The following is a 14860-nucleotide window of genomic DNA, read 5'->3' on the forward strand; positions in this document are numbered from 1 at the left end:
TGAGTCTCCTTAAGAAGCGGCCAGTGCCGCGACCTGTCGTTGTTGGGTAACCCGTTCAGCCAGTTGCGCAATCACGTGCCGCGCCGAGTTGGCCGCCGACTCCTGCCAGATGCCCACGCCGCTTTGCACCAGGCCGTCACCGGCGAAATACACGCGACCGTGGCCGGCTTCGAGCAAGGCGCTGGCATCGGCCGCAAAGTGTTCGCGTTGCAGCCATGGGCCTTCGCTGTAGGGGATCTGCTCCCAGGACACGGCCAAGGGGTTGCGCAGGTGTTTTGAATTGCCGGGGTGCAGCAGCTCCACGGCCTCCTTGGAGGCGGCGTATTGCTCGGCAAAAGGCGTTGCGCCAAACGCATCGGCGCCCTCGCCGGTCACATAGCCCGCCACCAGCACGCCGTCGCGGGTGTTGAGGTCGTTGCTGGGGTACCACAGCAGGCGCGCCGGGTGATCGATCCACGACAGGCCGCCGTAGGTGCGGTAGTCGGTTTCCCAGAAGCGCGGCGATTGCCAGGCCACTTTGGTCGCCTGGTCGTTGCGCGTGCCGTGCAACGCGGCTTTGATCGGCTCGCTGAAGTCGGTGTCGAGCCTGGCCAGCAGCGGCAACGGCAGGGTCGAGATCAAATAATCGGCGCGTACCACCTGTTCGCGGCCGCTGCCGCGGTCGTGGTAGGTCACCGCCACGCCGTCATCCCGTTGGCGGATCTGGCGAACCACCGCGCCCAACTGCACATGGTCACGCACGCGCTGGTAGAAGGCGTCGGTGATGCGGTCCATGCCGCCGACGGGCTGGAACATGGTCGCGGAAAATTCCGGGAACTCGGTGTGCAGCAACGCGCCCCACAGCTCGGGATGCAGCAACCGATCCAACCCCAGCGGTGCGCGGCTGGCCGGCAAGGCGCCGGGATGGGCAAGAGATTCCAAGTGCCCCGAACGAAGCGTGCCCTCAAAGGCCAGCTCCTGGGACAAGTCGCCATACACCTGCAAAAAGCCCAGCAAGCGCGTGCGCTCCTCACCGCTCAGTACGTCATCGAGGGCATCGCGTTGCACCGCTTTGGCCAGCAAGCCGGACACATGCCCGCGCGCATCGTTGATCGCCTGGCCGACCGTGAACGCCGGTTGCCGCAGATCGGGCCGTACCTGGGCGCCGTGGCTGCTGTTGACCAGCACTTCCAGGGGCACACCGAGTTCGCTGCAATAGTCGAGGAGCGTGCGGTGCTGGCTCGGAATCCTGGCCGGGCCGGCGTTGAAATACAGGCCCGGATCGAAGGCCACGGTTTGCGTGCGGCCATTGGTGTAGGCCACGCGATCACCCTGGCGCAGGGTCCAGGTGCGCCCGCCGACGCGGTCGCGCGCCTCCAGCACCTGTACGTCGAACCCGGCGCGGCCGAGTTCCAGGGCGGTGACCAACCCGGCAATCCCCGCGCCCAGCACCAGCACGCGGGTGCCCTGCCCCAGGCCCTCCTGGAGTTGCAACGGTTGCGGGCGGCGGTGCGATGACGGCCCCAACCCCAACACCGCGAGTGCATCCTTGACCGCCTTTTCACCGCCGACCGCAGCGATGCTCGACAACGCTTCACGTCGTGTCAGTCCCATGCTCATTGCTCCTCAGTCCGGCAAGCCGGGTGGGTTGATCTGCGATGCGTCGACACGCTCCACGTCCAGGCCCCAGCGTTGCAGCACCTGCTCGTATTGGCCGCCGGCAATTGCGCCTTGCAGGGCGGTGTGGATCGGCTGCACCAGGCCATTGTCCTTGCGCGTGGTCACCGCGATATCCGCCTGCAACGGCCAGCCGCCATTGACCGTGCCGACGCGCTTGATACCCCCGGTGATCGCCGCCGAATAGGCGTACACCGAGTTGGGCCCGAACAGCGCATCGCTGCGCCCCGACTGCACCGCCAGTTGCGCGGCGGCCTGGTCGTCGAAGTACTGCAACAGCGCGGGCTTGAGGCCGGCCTTTTCATTGGCCTCGTTCCAGGCCAGCAGGACTTTCTCCTGATTGGTGCCGGAGCCGACGATGATCTTCAACCCGGCGATGTCCGCCGCCTGTTTGATCTCGGTGATCCTGCTGGTGGTTTTGACGTAGAAGCCGAGCACATCCTGGCGATAGGTGGCGAAATCAAAGCGCTTCTTGCGCGCCTCGGTCACGGTGACATTGCTGATCACGGCGTCGTATTTGCCCGAGCTGACCCCCAGCGGCCAATCCTCCCAACTGGTCTGCACCACGTTGAGTTGCAGGCCCAGGCTGTCGGCGATCAACTGCGCGGTGTCGGCTTCGCTGCCGATGGTGGTCTTGTCGTCATTGGCCAGCAGCGCCAGGGGCGGCCCGGCCACGCCGGACACGGCCACGGTGAACTTGCCCGGCTGGGCGAACTTGAAGCCCGGCGGGATCTGCGCGATGGCCGCCGCGTTGCGCGGCGCATGAATGCGCGCGCGGTCAGGGCTCAGATCCACCGGTTGCACGGCAGCGAATGCACTGTGCGCGGCACTCAGGGCCAGCGTCAGCCAGGCCACGCGGGCGGTTTTGATAGACATGGCAGTCACTCCGTTAACTAAAGCACCTTGCCGAGAAAGGCGGCGGTGCGGGGATGTCGGGGTTGGCGAAAGATCTGTTCGGGCGGGCCCTCTTCGATCAGTTGGCCGTCGCAGAGAAACACCACGTGGTCGGCCACCTCGCGGGCAAAACCGATCTCGTGGGTGACGATCACCAGGGTCACGCCCAGCTGGGTCAGGCCCTTGATCACGTCGAGCACCTCGCCCACCAGTTCCGGGTCGAGGGCTGAGGTGGGTTCATCGAACAGCAGCACTTTCGGGTCCAGCGCCAGGGCGCGGGCAATGGCCACGCGTTGCTGCTGGCCGCCGGAGAGTTGGCGGGGGTAAGCGTCGACCTTGTCCGCCAGGCCGACCTTGGCCAGCAGTTCACCCGCCTTGGCCTGCGCCTCGGCCTTGCCCCAGCGCTTGTGGGCCAGGGGCGCTTCGGCGACGTTTTCCCAGGCGGTGAGATGCGGGAACAGGTTGAAGTTCTGGAACACAAAACCCACGTCGATACGCCGCTTGAGAATCTCGCGTTCCTTGAGTTCAAAGAGCAGGTCGCCCTTGCGTCGATAGCCGACGTATTCACCGTCGATGGTGATGTGGCCGCTGTCGATCTTCTCCAGGTGGTTGATGGTGCGCAGCAAGGTGGACTTGCCCGAGCCGGAGGGCCCGAGAATCACCGTAACCTTGCCAGGGTCGATGGTCAGGTCGATGTCCTTGAGCACCTGTTGGTTGCCAAAGCGTTTGCCCACGCCCTGGATTTGAATGCGCCCGGCGTGTGTTTCACCCATGGTGTTTCTCCTTGAACCAGCGGCGCACCCGTTGCACCGGCGTGGGCGGCAGCACTCTTGCCGTACCCCGTGCGAAATGCCGCTCGACGTAGTACTGCGCGCTGGTGAGCACGGTGGTGATGATCAGGTACCACACGGTGGCCACAATCAGCAGCGGGATCACCGCCTGGGTGCGGTTGTAGATGACCTGCACGGTGTAGAACAGCTCCGGCAAGGCCAGCACGTAGACGATGGAGGTGCCCTTGACCAGGCCGATAATTTCGTTGAAACCCGACGGCAGGATCGAGCGCAGCGCCTGGGGCAGGATGATGCGAAAGATCCGTCGCGACGCCGGCAGCCCCAGGGCCGCTGCCGCTTCATGCTGGCCGGCGTCGACACCGATCAGCCCGCCGCGAATGATCTCCGCCGCGTACGCCGCCTGCATCAGGCTCAAGCCCAGCACCGCCGTGGTGAACTGGCTGAGCACGTCCACCGTCGACCACTCGGCGAACACCACGCTGGTGAACGGCACGCCGAGCACGATGTGGTCATACAGGTAGGCAAAGTTGTACAGGATGATCAGCACCAGCAGCGCCGGCATCGAGCGGAAGAACCAGATATAACCCCAGGCCAGCGCCGCCAGCAGCGGCGAGCCCGACAGCCGCGCCAGGGCCAACGCGGTGCCGAGGATGACGCTGAACAGCGTGCTCAACAGGGTCAGCAACAAGGTCTGGCCGAGGCCGCGCAGTACCGACGGCGAGAAGAACCACTGGCCGAACACGCCCCACTCCCAGCGCGGGTTGGTGGCCAGGGAATGCACGACGGCCAGCAGCACCAGCGCGGCGAAGATCGACCCGGCCCAGCGCCAGGGATGCCGCGCGGGTACCACCCGCAGGGCTTTGATCGGTGTGGAAATGCGCGCCTGGCGAACCGGGCGGTGCGTGTCGATCAGGTCATAGGATTTGGCGACGATAGGCATGCTGTATTCCTCGGCCTCAGAAGGCATAGGTCAGGCGGGTGTAGTAATACCCGCCGGTAAAACCGTAGGGCGAATAGGTGCCATAGCTGCTGAGCATGGTGCTGCTGGGCACGCCTTGTTTCTTGGGGTAGAGGTCGAACAGGTTCTTGGCGCCGATGGCCACGTTGAGGTCCTTGGTGAGGCTGTAGCCAAGGTCGAGGTCGGTGATCCATTTGGCGCTGTAGACCCGGTCGAGGCCGCGGTCGGCGGAGACGTTGACCTCCTTGTAGGCGCCGTAGCGGGTCAGGGCCAGGTTGAGGTTGAAACGGTCGATACTCCAGTCACCGCCGAGAATCAACTTGGTGCTCGGTTGCACCCCGGTGATCAGGTTGCGCGCCTGGCGGTCCATCAGGTCGTAGGCGGTGCCGAGGATCGTGGTGGACGCTTTGTAGTTGAGGATTTTGGTCTGGTTCCAGTTGAATGCCGCGGTCCACTTCAGCGCGCCATAAGGGCCCAGGTCCTGGTTGTAGTTGCCGACCAGGTCCAGGCCTTTGGTGCGGGTGTCGGCGCCGTTGATAAAGTACTGGCCGCCGGAGGTGGAAGTGATGCCGTTGCCTTGCAGCACCTGGGTGATTTCGGGGCCGAGCAAGGTGCCGGTCAGGGTGATGCGGTCGCGCAGGTTGATCACGTAGGCGTCAGCGGTGAAGTTCAGGCGGTCGGTGGGCGTGAGGGTGAAACCCAGGCTGAAGTTGGTCGAGCGCTCGGGCTTGAGTTCCTCGGCGCCCAGCGCTTTGGCGGCCGCCGAACCCACCGGCAGCACCCCGTAGTTGATCGACTGATACACCCCGTTCACTACGCCATAGGTGGTGGAGCGCGCACTGAACAGGCTGTTGGCCAACGACGGCGCTCGAAAGCCATTGCTGACCGTGGCGCGCACGGCAAATTTCGGGGTGAAGTCGTAGCGGGTGGTCAGCTTGCCGCTGCGGGTGGCGCCCACGCCCTGGTTGTAGTGTTCATAGCGAAACGCGGTGCCCACGTACCAGTCCGGCAGCGGGTTGAAGCCCACGTCGACGTAACTGGCCAGGCTGTTGCGCGAGGCGCTGCTCTCTTCATCCGGCGAAATGCCGTTGGTGACCTGGGCCCCGGAGGAAGCGCAATTGCCCGGCGCCACGCAGTAACCGCCGTTGGCATAGGAGGCGTAGTCACCGGCCCGGACCTCATAGGTGTCGCGGCGATGTTCGAAGCCGTAGCTCAGGTCCAACGGTTTTTGCAGGCCCACATCGAAGCCGCGCTTGAAGTCGAGGTTGGTGGTCAGCTCGGTGCTGATCCAGGTGCCGGAGGTAAAGCTATTGGGCGTGGCCTCGCCCAGGGACGGGTTCTGGTTGTGGGTGGTGCCCTGCTCCGCTTCGTTGCGCCCGTAGGTGGTGGACAAATCCCAGTCCCACGCCCCGACCGTGCCCTTGCCGCCGAACGCGGCCTGGAAATCGTCCTCGTCGATGTACCAGGTCGGCGTATAGCCGCCGGGGTAGCCATTGGGACCGGTGGTGATGGTGTTGGTGATGGTCGGCAGGCGGAAATTCTGGCCCTGCTCGGCCTTGCGTCGGGAGTAGGTGGTGAAGGAGTACAGGCTGAAGCTGTCGTCGATGGGTAGTTCGGCGTTGTAGCCCAGGGTCAGCAGGTTGGTCTTGGGCGTGCCGTAGCCGCCATAGGTGGCGCGACCGGCCTGCTCATAGGCTTGGGCATAGGTGTAGCCGTTGGCACTGGCCTTGTTGTCATCGTTCTGGCTGCGCGCATCCAGCGCCAGTTGCAGGATGCCGCCATTGCCGATCTCGAAACCCTTGTTGAGGCTTTGTTGCACGGTCTGCTTTTTACCGTCATAGCCCAGGCCGGCATTGGTCACCGAGGTGCCGCTGGTGTCGGCCTTGAGGATCACATTGATCACCCCGGCGATGGCGTCGGAGCCGTATTGCGCGGCGGCGCCATCGCGCAGCACTTCCACATGGTCGATGGCGCTGATGGGGATCAGGTCGAGGTCCGCCGGTGCGGCGCCGGTGTTGATGCCGTTGATGTTCAAGGTGGCGGCGGTATGGCGACGCTTGCCGTTGACCAGCACCAGCACCTCGGCGGCGCTCAAGCCGCGCAGGTTGGGCGCACGGGCAATGCCGCTGGCGTCCCAACCGGTTTTTTCCGGCAGGGTCAGCGACGGGATCACCGCGCTCAAGGCTTCCATCAAACCGGGCTTGCCGGTGCTTTGCAGTTGCCTGGCGCTGACCACATCGATCGGCACCGGGCTGCTGGTGACGGTGCGCTGTTCGGCGCCTCGGTTACCGGTAACGACGACGGTGGACAGGGTGCTGTCGTCCTGGGCTTGCGCGGTGTTCCCCAGGATCGCCAGCGCCAGCACCGTGGTGGGTTGTAAAACGTGCTTCATAGCTACTCCCAGCGTTGCAAATCGCGAAGTCGGGCAGGCACGCGGTCGTGTGCGGTGCTCGGGTTTTGTGAGGGGGGTTGCGGCGATTTGGCGCTAGGTGTGGCGTGGGGGTTGAATCGGCAACATACGTTGAGCTCCCTTCCAACGATTCTGCTGCGGGGATGATCACCCCGTTATGGCACGCAGAATCTTGATTACGCTGGGTACCATCCGAGGTCAGGGGTAGGCTGTTGCGATCAAACATAACGGAATGGGTTTTGAAAATATAATGCTGTTTTGGTATAAGCTAATATTCTCTACTTTTATTATTTTATTGATATAAATAATATATTTTGATATTGGCCTTTAGCTTAGACGGAGGCCTACCTGATCTGTGCAGATCAACGTGTGGGAGGGGGCTTGCTCCCAATGGCAGTGGGTCAGTCATAGATGCATCACTGACACTCCCTCATCGGGAGCAAGCCCCCTCTCACATTTTTAACCGCGTTCCTTCAGTATTTCGCCGGGCGTAACAGCTGCATCTGATGATCGCCCGGGCAACCATCAGGATCAACGCCAAGCAGCAGTCGCTCCCACCTCTCATACAGCCGGGTGGGACTTATCCAATGCCCTGTCCACCAACAGTTGCACGCCTTCAAGCATTCGACACATGCCCAGCGCGACATTGCGTTGGGCACCGTCGATTTCAAAGGCCAGATGGGTGGCGATGTTGCTGATAGAGGCCAAGTCCTGGGAGGCATTGACCAGTAAGGTTTCCGTGTCCAGATCGGCGCGTACGGTGAAGAGCCCGTAACGGGTATCGGTGTCTGAAGCGCTTGGAGGATTTGGGCTGTCTTTGATCATGGTGGAACTCCTACGAAAATGGAGCCGCCACGATTCGCGGTCAAACGAAATAAGGTGGCAGCTATACGCGGGTTGACCGACCGGCTCGTAGGAACACCGGCATACCCGAAGGTATCCCGCGCACAGCTGCCGCGACACGATACAACAGACGTAAAAAAAACGCCTGAGTCGATGTTGGCACAGAAGCACTACGAGTCGGACGGTCAAATCCGGTCGCTGAATTGGCAGCGACGGCCAGGAGGTTAGTCAGCGCAGTTCCGAGCGACAACCTGAAAGCTTTGTCGGAAAGATCCGAGACTCGCACCTGCGGAACTCCGTTTCATAGGTGGCTGCGATCTGCTTGCTCTTGCTCCCGCTCCCGCGCTGTTGCTGTTGCCGTGGCTCTGGCTCTGGCTCTGGCTCTGGCTCTGGCTCTGGCTCTGGCTCTGGCTCTGGCTTTTGATCTTGATCTCAGGCGCCCCGTCAAACACGCTGGCCGAACGCAGGCTTGAATCCGTGGGTAACCCGGCAGGACGCCGGGTTAGCCACGGATTCAAGCCTGTGTTCGGGCACACCGAGCCTAAGCGAGGTGCCGAGTGTTGGGGCGAAGCGTTTTTGGTTACTTTTGGCGCTCTTCCAAAAGTGACACGCCGTAAGGGCGTAACCCTAAGTGGCCGTTACCGCAGAAATGGATATGTACTCGATCTGATCCAACATCCAGGTCGGCTGTCAGGCCGTCACGGGAGCAAGCTCCCTCGCCACAGGTACAGTGTTCCCCCGCTCTATCGCTTAACTGACTGGCATCAGGGCAAGCCCTCCCGCCCCCCTTTCCAACCGCATTCCTTCAGTTTTTCTCCGGCCGCAACAGCTGCATCTGCTGCCGATAATCATCCGTCACCTGCCTTGCCTGACTGCCGCTGGTGATGACCCTAGGCGTAATCAACACAATCAATTCGGTACGGTCCTTGGACTTACTGGTGCTCCCAAACAGCCACCGCAACCCCGGAATCTTGCCCAGGTACGGCACGGCACTTACCGTGTCGGCGTTGTCCTGTTTGATCAACCCCCCCAGCAATACCGTCTGCCCGCTCTGCACCGCCACCTGGGTCGACACCGACCGCGTGGAAATACGCGGATTAGTCGGCGTGTCGCTGTTGGCGTTCGCCTGGTCCTGGGCATCGCTGACCTGCTGCTGGATATCCATGTACACCAACCCGCCCGGGTTGATGCGCGGCACCACATCCAGGATCACACCGGTCTGCACATACTCGACGCTGCTCAACGTCGTGTCTGAGGTGCCGGTGTTCACCGTGGTCTGGCTGATGGGAATGTTGTCCCCCACCTGGATCTGCGCCGGCTGGTTGTTCATCACCACCAGCGACGGCGCCGACAGCACCTGGGTGCGGCCGTTGGTTTCCAGCGCATGCAACGCCACTTGCAGGTTGGAGCTGACAAAGGAGTAGAACAACGAATCCGCCGCGCCCAACCCCGCCCCGCCACCACCCAGCGCGCCCTGGCTGCCGGCGGCATTGGCCACGGTGGTGCTGGTGGAATTGCCGGCCAGGCGCCCGAGGTACCACTGCACGCCCAAGTCCAATTCACCGGTGAGTTTGACTTCGAGGATGCGTGTTTCGATCTGCACTTGCAGCGGTGGGTTGTCGAGGCGCTTGATCGCCGATTCGATCTCCTTCCACTGCACCGGGCGGGTCCGCACCAGCAGTTGGTTGCTGCTTTTTTGCGCGGTGATGCGGGTGCCGGCGTCGAGGCTTTTGGCGGGAGCGCCGTCGGTAACCTCTGGCTCGGCGGTCTCTTCGGCCTCGGCTTCTGGCGCCTGGTCATCGGCGGCGGGTTGGTTATTGAGCGTACTGCTCAGCCCACCCGGGGTGTTGCCGGAGGTGCTGTTGGTACCGGGCGATGACAGCGTCGCGGTGCGCAAACCGGGGGCAACCTTGGCCGGGGCGTCGTCCTTGATCGCGCCGCTGCCGTAGATCTGCCGCAAGTACTTGGCCAGGTCGCTGGCTTTCATGTTGCGCACGTCGTACACGTACATCTGCGGCTCGTTGCCGCCGCCTTCGTCGATAGTGTGGATCCAGTCGCCGACTTCGCTCAGGTACTGCGGCTGCGACGAGATTGCCACCACCGAGTTGGTGCGCTCGATCGGCAGGAACCGCACCATGCCCGCCAGGGGCATGCCGCTGTCGGGGCCGAACATCTTTTGCAGCTCGGGCATCAGCTCGGCCACGGAGGCGCGTTGCAGGCCGAATACGCCGACGGACATGCCTTTGAGCCAGTCCACATCGAAGGTGTCGATGGTGTCCTGATAGTTGGCCAGTTCCTCCGGCGTACCGGCCAGGCTCAGCACGTTGCGCGCCGGGTCCACCAGCAAAAACGCATTTTCACGGGCGAACGGCTTGAGCAGCTTCTGCATCTCGGTGGCGGAGATATAACGCAGTGGAAACAGGCGCGCCGACAACCCGCTGGCGGGCTGCGACACGCGCATTTGCGGCACCAGCTTGCCCGCCACCGCCTGGTTGGCCGGCAGGATCACGTAGCGATTGCCCTGCTTGATCATGGCGTTGTCGGTCCAGGACAACAGGGTTTCCAGGATCGACAGCGCCTGCTGCTTGTTCACCGGTTTGGAGGTGGAAAAACTCACATTGCCCTTCACGCCCTGGGCAATGCTGTAGTTCTCGTGCAGCAGGTCGCCCATCACGCTGTTGATCACCGCTTCAATCGGCTGGTCGGCAAAATTGAACAGGATGTCGCCACCGCCCTCCTCCTTGAGTGCCGACGCCGCGGCGGGCTGACGCACGAACTGCTGGTTGCCGCGAATCAACTGGCGTTGGGCCGCAGGGTTTGCCGCAGGCTGGCCGCTGTTGACCGGCGCTTGTTCACTGGCCGGATCCACGGGCGGGCGTTGCGCACCGGTACCCTGCATCGCTTCGTGCAACAGGGCCTCGTCCGGGTCGAGGTGGTCGGGGAATGTCCCGCAGCCCGCCAGGGAAATAGCGGTTGCCAGGCAAAGCACGGTGGTGCGCAAGGCGCCAGGGTAGGTATCGATCAAGGGGCGGACTCGTGAGGAAGGGTAATCGGGGGCGTCGTCGACGGCGGCGGTAGACGCAAGGCCCGCAGGCTCAGGGTTTGACTGCGGCCATCGAGCACAAAGCGCGCGTCGCGCGGGGTCAGGTGTTCCAGGCGCCAACCGTTGGGCAGGGTCTGGTTCTGGTGGACTTTCAACGGCGGGCCGTCGGCGCGCTTGAGCAGTGCCACGCGCAGGTCGCCGTCCAGCACGATGCCGGTGAGGGTCAGGCCCGACAGGCTGGAGACCGCCGCCTGGCCCACCGTAGGATCCGGGCTGCGGTCGGTGCTGAACAGCGGCGCCTGCCAGGTACCGGCCAGGCTGTCCAGGCTTGCATCCGGCGCGGTCAGCACCTTGGCCGCGGCATTGGCATGGGCGGCAGGCTCAGGCTCCGGCAGCCACTGCGGCGCGTCGCCGATGCTGCTCAAAATACCCAGCATCAGCACGCCCAACGCGGCGGACAGACCGAGCAAAACCCACTCAATCGGGCGCAATGGGTTGATCATCGGGCCACCTGCCGCGCGCCGGCCGGTTGCAGGTAACCGCGCACCAGCAAGTGCACCACCAGTTTGCCGGCGCCTCCGGTGGCGGGCGCGTGCGGGCCACGGCGGATGCTCATTTCATCGACGAACAGAAACGGGCGCTGGTACTCCAGCTCATGCAGGATCGCGGTCAGCGGTTCGATGGCGCAGTTGAGGGTCAGGCTGACTTTGACCTGGCGATAAGGCTCGGCATCGTCCTGCTCCGGGGTGATCGGCATGCGCTGGGTCAGGCTGCAACCGCCACCGAGACCGGCGCGGCTGTTGATCAGGTCGACGATGCGTTGCATCAGGTCGGCCGCGACCGCGCTGGGGTCATTGCCCGGCAACAGACTGGTGCTGCTGGCCGGGTCTTGCCGCGCCTGTTCGAGCAGCTCGCGCAAGCTGTCGCGCTGGCGCAGTACCCCGGCATAACGCTGTTGCTGTTCACGCAATTGTTCGGCCTGCTCGCCCATGGCGCGCAAGGGGCCGGCGAACCAACTGTCGATCAATAACCAGTAAGCGGCGCCGAGCACCACGGCCAGGCCGATCAAGGCCGCGCCACGGCGCTCACGGGGTGTCAGTGGTCGGCGCATCGGCGGCCTCCTGGTGCAGGTGGGCGCGCAAGGAGAACTGATCCTTGCCGGTTTGCGCATCGGGTTGAATCACCCCTTCGAACTGGGCGTTTTCCAGGCTGTGGCAGTTCTTGATACGGGTGATCAACGCACTGGCCTTGGCGCTTTGCCCGGAGAAAGACACCTGGGCGCCGTCGTTGACTTCCAACTGGTCGACCCAGGTGTCGGCCGGCAGGCACGCGGTCAGTTCATTGAGCAACGCGGCCAACGGCGGCTGGGCCATTTTGCGGCGAATCAGGTACTGCGCGGCGCCCCGCGTATTGAGCAGTTGCTGGCGCAGCGCCTGGACCTCGGCGACCTCGGCTTTCTGTTCGCGCACGCTGTGCTGCATGGCGTCGAGCACCCGCTGGCGGTCGTCGAGCCACAGCAACATGGCCGCAATCAGCAAGGCACCGCACAGCCACGGCAGGCTGCGTTGCAAGCCTTTGCCGGCCGGGCGTTGGCGTGGACGCAACGGTGCCGGCAGCAAGTCGATGCCCATGGGCCTGCCCGTGTCATCCGCCACATCCACGGCATGCGGTTGCAGGCCGAGGGCGGCGCAGTCACTGAGGACCCGGTCCAGGCGCTCGCGCAGGATCGCCACCAGCATCACCTGCAAATGGCTGGCTGTGCGGCGCTCCTGGCGCGCGACGAAGTACAGCTGCGCGGCCTCGAACGGGGTGAAGCGGTCCAGTTCATAACCGACCACCGTCGACAGGTTGCGCGCGGCGGCCAGTGGCAATTGCAGGGTTTGCACCAGCACAGCATCAGGCGCCAGTAACAGCACTTGGCGCGCCTGCCCGGTGGGTTTGGCCACGGCGCCAGTGAGCGGCCACGGGTAAACGTGCTCGGGGATGTCGTGCAAGGACAGCCACGCGGGCAGGCAGCCACGCAGTTCCTTGAGCCACCAGCGCCACCCCTGTTGCAGCAGGCTGGCGCGCCAGCGCCGGGCAATCGGCGCGGCCAGCGCCTCCAGCCGCGCGGTTACGTGTTGATTTATTCTTGCCAACGCAATACTCGATAAGGTTGTGCGCTACCTTGCGCGGGGCTCAATAAAACCGTGGCTTGTACTTCGGCGCGGTAGCCACCGGGGCGTTGTGCACGGCTGATCACCACCAGCACCTCGCCGGGGTCGGCGCCCACCGCACTCTGATGCGGCAGGTTGAGGGCGTGGCGCATCAACGGGCTGGCGAAGGCCGGGTCGGGGCGGTCGAGGCCGCTCCACAGGCTGATTTGCGGCACCAGGGCGCTGTACAGCGCTTGGGTCATGCCGGGCAATTGCCGCACTTCTTCCACCACCCGGAACGGCGCCAGGCCCTGGTTGCGCCGCACTTGCAGCGCCCTGGCCAGTTGCCTGGCCTGGGCCTGGGTGGCACCGCACGCCAGGGCCAGACGGGCAAAGTCAGCCACCTCGGCGCTGTTGAGGTACAACTTGCCACGCTCGCTGTACAGACTGACGTGCAACTGCGCATCGTCGAACACCAGCGGGACGTCACGCCCATCGGCAATCCACTGCTTGCGCTGCAACGGGTCGGCCACGGCTTGCATCGCCAGCGCCACGCCCGCCTCGGCCGCCAATACCGCCTGGGTATGCTGGCGATGCCAGGCCGCCTGGCGTGTTTCCAGTTGCACCCAAGCGGCGAGGCCGCCCAGCAACAAGCTGAGCAACGCCAGCACCCAGAGCACCAGCAACAGCGCGACACCGCGTTGATGCCTGATCATTCGGGGGAGCCGCTCGACAGGTTCAGGCGCAAGGCAATCACTTGCGTCACCCAAGGCACCGGCCCGTTCACGTGCGCACTGATGCGCACCGCATACGGCAGGCGCCTGGGCCACGGCCACTCACTGATCCAACCGGTGGCCTGGCCCTTGGGCGACAGGCCGCGATAGCTGAAGTGCAAACCCTCAACGCCCTTGAGCAACACCTGCGGTTCGCTGCGCGAGGCCGGCACGCTGACCTGCGCCTTGGACTCAAACTGCGCGAACGCCACCTGTAAATCGCGCGATGCCTCGGGGCCGGTCAACTGCAAGGTGAAGCGCTGGATGCCGCCGCCAAGCACGCCGGGCAAGGTCGCGACAAATTGCATGCGCTGCGGGCCACCGGCGAAAAAACCATCGACCTGGCTGTCGTCCTCGGTCACGTCCAACGGCAACGACTCGCTGATGGCGGTGCGCAAGAACTGCTGGGCGGCGCGCATTTCATCCAGGCTGACCGTGTAGCGCTGGGCCTTTAGCACCGCGCGATTGGCACCGAGCAACGCGCCGCCGACCAGGGTCAGCAACACCCCGAGCAGGCTCAGCACGAGCATGATTTCGAGCAAGGTAAAACCCTGCTGGCGCCGCTTCACGGAGCGTTCCCGGCAGTGCGCAGCTTCAGGGTGCTGAACGTGGCCTGACGCGGGCCTTCGCGCACCGTCAGGTCCAGGCGATACAGGTGGGGCTGGCCGACACGACTCGGTTGCCGGGCAATACGCAGCTGCCAGCCGATGCCGTCCATCTCGCCCTCATGAGTGCCGTTGGCGAGGGGCCCACTCCCCTGCTCATCCATCACGCTCACGGCGGCGTGGGTAAGGCGGTCGCTGTGGGCAACCTGCAACAGCGAGCGCGCGCTCTGGCCGAACGCGACCAGCAGCACGGTGCTACAGATCGCCATCAGCGTCAGCGCGGCGAGCATTTCCAGCAAGGTGAACCCGCGCTGGCGCTTCATGGCAACGCCCTGGACTGAACGCTGCCGGTGAGCCAGCCAATATCGATGCGCCAACGCCGGCTGCCATTGGCCAACAGCAGGTTGCCGCCGGTGGAGCTGCCATCGGCATAAAACGCCACCGCCGAACCGGCTTGTTCGGCGGTGTGCAGGGTCACTTGCAGGTCGGCCGGCCAGTGTTTTTTCGGGCGCCCGGATGCTTGAAAACTCAATTGCTGTAAATCGAAGACGGTGCTTTGGGGGGTACCACTCACAATTGCCCGCGCCCGCGTGCTGCGCAGCGCCTCGACGATCTGCCCGACGGCCTGGCGCTCCTTGGCGGCGCGCAGGCCTTGTTGCAAGCCAAAGCCGACCAACCCGGCCGCGATGCTGATCAGCACGATCACCACCAGCATTTCCAGCAGGGTAAAGCCGCGTTGAGCGTTGGCCATG

General features: G+C 64.1%; 14 protein-coding genes. All 14 read right to left on the reverse strand.

Annotated elements, in window-relative coordinates; translation table 11 throughout:
• Positions 1-9 precede the first annotated feature (9 nt).
• On the reverse strand, positions 10-1593 hold the full coding sequence (locus tag KSS96_RS18880) for a flavin monoamine oxidase family protein (RefSeq protein WP_017528243.1): 1584 nt from the start codon (positions 1591-1593) through the stop codon (positions 10-12).
• Positions 1594-1605: 12 nt separating this feature from the next.
• Positions 1606-2532 carry an ABC transporter substrate-binding protein gene (locus KSS96_RS18885; RefSeq protein ID WP_135196115.1) on the reverse strand — a complete coding sequence of 309 codons (927 nt, stop codon included), beginning with the start codon at positions 2530-2532 and terminating at the stop codon, positions 1606-1608.
• A gap of 17 nt (positions 2533-2549) precedes the next feature.
• Positions 2550-3323 (reverse strand): amino acid ABC transporter ATP-binding protein, encoded by a 774-nt coding sequence (locus KSS96_RS18890; protein ID WP_017528241.1) that lies wholly within the window; start codon positions 3321-3323, stop codon positions 2550-2552.
• Entirely contained in the window at positions 3316-4281 is a 966-nt protein-coding gene (locus KSS96_RS18895) for an amino acid ABC transporter permease (RefSeq protein WP_017528240.1), read from the reverse strand. The genes KSS96_RS18890 and KSS96_RS18895 overlap by 8 nt, the downstream gene beginning before the upstream one ends.
• Before the next feature lie 16 nt (positions 4282-4297).
• Positions 4298-6691, reverse strand: coding sequence for a TonB-dependent receptor plug domain-containing protein (locus KSS96_RS18900; RefSeq protein ID WP_065877609.1), 2394 nt, complete (start codon positions 6689-6691; stop codon positions 4298-4300).
• Positions 6692-7270: 579 nt separating this feature from the next.
• Positions 7271-7534 carry a DUF6124 family protein gene (locus KSS96_RS18905; RefSeq protein ID WP_017528238.1) on the reverse strand — a complete coding sequence of 88 codons (264 nt, stop codon included), beginning with the start codon at positions 7532-7534 and terminating at the stop codon, positions 7271-7273.
• An 823-nt stretch (positions 7535-8357) separates the two neighbouring features.
• On the reverse strand, positions 8358-10577 hold the full coding sequence (gene gspD, locus KSS96_RS18910) for a type II secretion system secretin GspD (protein WP_065877611.1): 2220 nt from the start codon (positions 10575-10577) through the stop codon (positions 8358-8360).
• Positions 10574-11098 (reverse strand): type II secretion system protein, XpsN-like, encoded by a 525-nt coding sequence (locus KSS96_RS18915; protein WP_065877613.1) that lies wholly within the window; start codon positions 11096-11098, stop codon positions 10574-10576. Before KSS96_RS18915 ends, gspD begins: the two co-directional genes overlap by 4 nt.
• A complete protein-coding gene (gene gspM / locus KSS96_RS18920) occupies positions 11095-11706 on the reverse strand; it encodes a type II secretion system protein GspM (RefSeq protein WP_217855206.1) in 612 nt (203 codons plus the stop codon). Before gspM ends, KSS96_RS18915 begins: the two co-directional genes overlap by 4 nt.
• Entirely contained in the window at positions 11681-12724 is a 1044-nt protein-coding gene (locus KSS96_RS18925) for a PilN domain-containing protein (protein WP_026067287.1), read from the reverse strand. The genes gspM and KSS96_RS18925 overlap by 26 nt, the downstream gene beginning before the upstream one ends.
• Positions 12721-13446 (reverse strand): general secretion pathway protein GspK, encoded by a 726-nt coding sequence (locus KSS96_RS18930; RefSeq protein WP_065877615.1) that lies wholly within the window; start codon positions 13444-13446, stop codon positions 12721-12723. The genes KSS96_RS18925 and KSS96_RS18930 overlap by 4 nt, the downstream gene beginning before the upstream one ends.
• Entirely contained in the window at positions 13443-14072 is a 630-nt protein-coding gene (locus KSS96_RS18935) for a prepilin-type N-terminal cleavage/methylation domain-containing protein (protein WP_017528233.1), read from the reverse strand. The genes KSS96_RS18930 and KSS96_RS18935 overlap by 4 nt, the downstream gene beginning before the upstream one ends.
• A complete protein-coding gene (locus KSS96_RS18940) occupies positions 14069-14431 on the reverse strand; it encodes a prepilin-type N-terminal cleavage/methylation domain-containing protein (RefSeq protein ID WP_017528232.1) in 363 nt (120 codons plus the stop codon). Before KSS96_RS18940 ends, KSS96_RS18935 begins: the two co-directional genes overlap by 4 nt.
• The gene (locus tag KSS96_RS18945; RefSeq protein WP_017528231.1) at positions 14428-14859 is read right to left on the reverse strand and encodes a GspH/FimT family pseudopilin; all 432 of its coding nucleotides are present in this window, start codon (positions 14857-14859) and stop codon (positions 14428-14430) included. Before KSS96_RS18945 ends, KSS96_RS18940 begins: the two co-directional genes overlap by 4 nt.
• Position 14860: the final 1 nt, after the last annotated feature.

Origin of the sequence: Pseudomonas asgharzadehiana, from assembly GCF_019139815.1 — a bacterium.
Lineage (GTDB): Bacteria > Pseudomonadota > Gammaproteobacteria > Pseudomonadales > Pseudomonadaceae > Aquipseudomonas > Aquipseudomonas asgharzadehiana.

Coding starts and splice junctions, on each gene's coding strand:
- KSS96_RS18880 (WP_017528243.1), bottom strand. CDS start 1,593: ATGGGACTGACACGACGTGAAGCGTTGTCGAGCATCGCTGCGGTCGGC.
- KSS96_RS18885 (WP_135196115.1), bottom strand. CDS start 2,532: ATGTCTATCAAAACCGCCCGCGTGGCCTGGCTGACGCTGGCCCTGAGT.
- KSS96_RS18890 (WP_017528241.1), bottom strand. CDS start 3,323: ATGGGTGAAACACACGCCGGGCGCATTCAAATCCAGGGCGTGGGCAAA.
- KSS96_RS18895 (WP_017528240.1), bottom strand. CDS start 4,281: ATGCCTATCGTCGCCAAATCCTATGACCTGATCGACACGCACCGCCCG.
- KSS96_RS18900 (WP_065877609.1), bottom strand. CDS start 6,691: ATGAAGCACGTTTTACAACCCACCACGGTGCTGGCGCTGGCGATCCTG.
- KSS96_RS18905 (WP_017528238.1), bottom strand. CDS start 7,534: ATGATCAAAGACAGCCCAAATCCTCCAAGCGCTTCAGACACCGATACC.
- KSS96_RS18915 (WP_065877613.1), bottom strand. CDS start 11,098: ATGATCAACCCATTGCGCCCGATTGAGTGGGTTTTGCTCGGTCTGTCC.
- gspM (WP_217855206.1), bottom strand. CDS start 11,706: ATGCGCCGACCACTGACACCCCGTGAGCGCCGTGGCGCGGCCTTGATC.
- KSS96_RS18930 (WP_065877615.1), bottom strand. CDS start 13,446: ATGATCAGGCATCAACGCGGTGTCGCGCTGTTGCTGGTGCTCTGGGTG.
- KSS96_RS18940 (WP_017528232.1), bottom strand. CDS start 14,431: ATGAAGCGCCAGCGCGGGTTCACCTTGCTGGAAATGCTCGCCGCGCTG.
- KSS96_RS18945 (WP_017528231.1), bottom strand. CDS start 14,859: ATGGCCAACGCTCAACGCGGCTTTACCCTGCTGGAAATGCTGGTGGTG.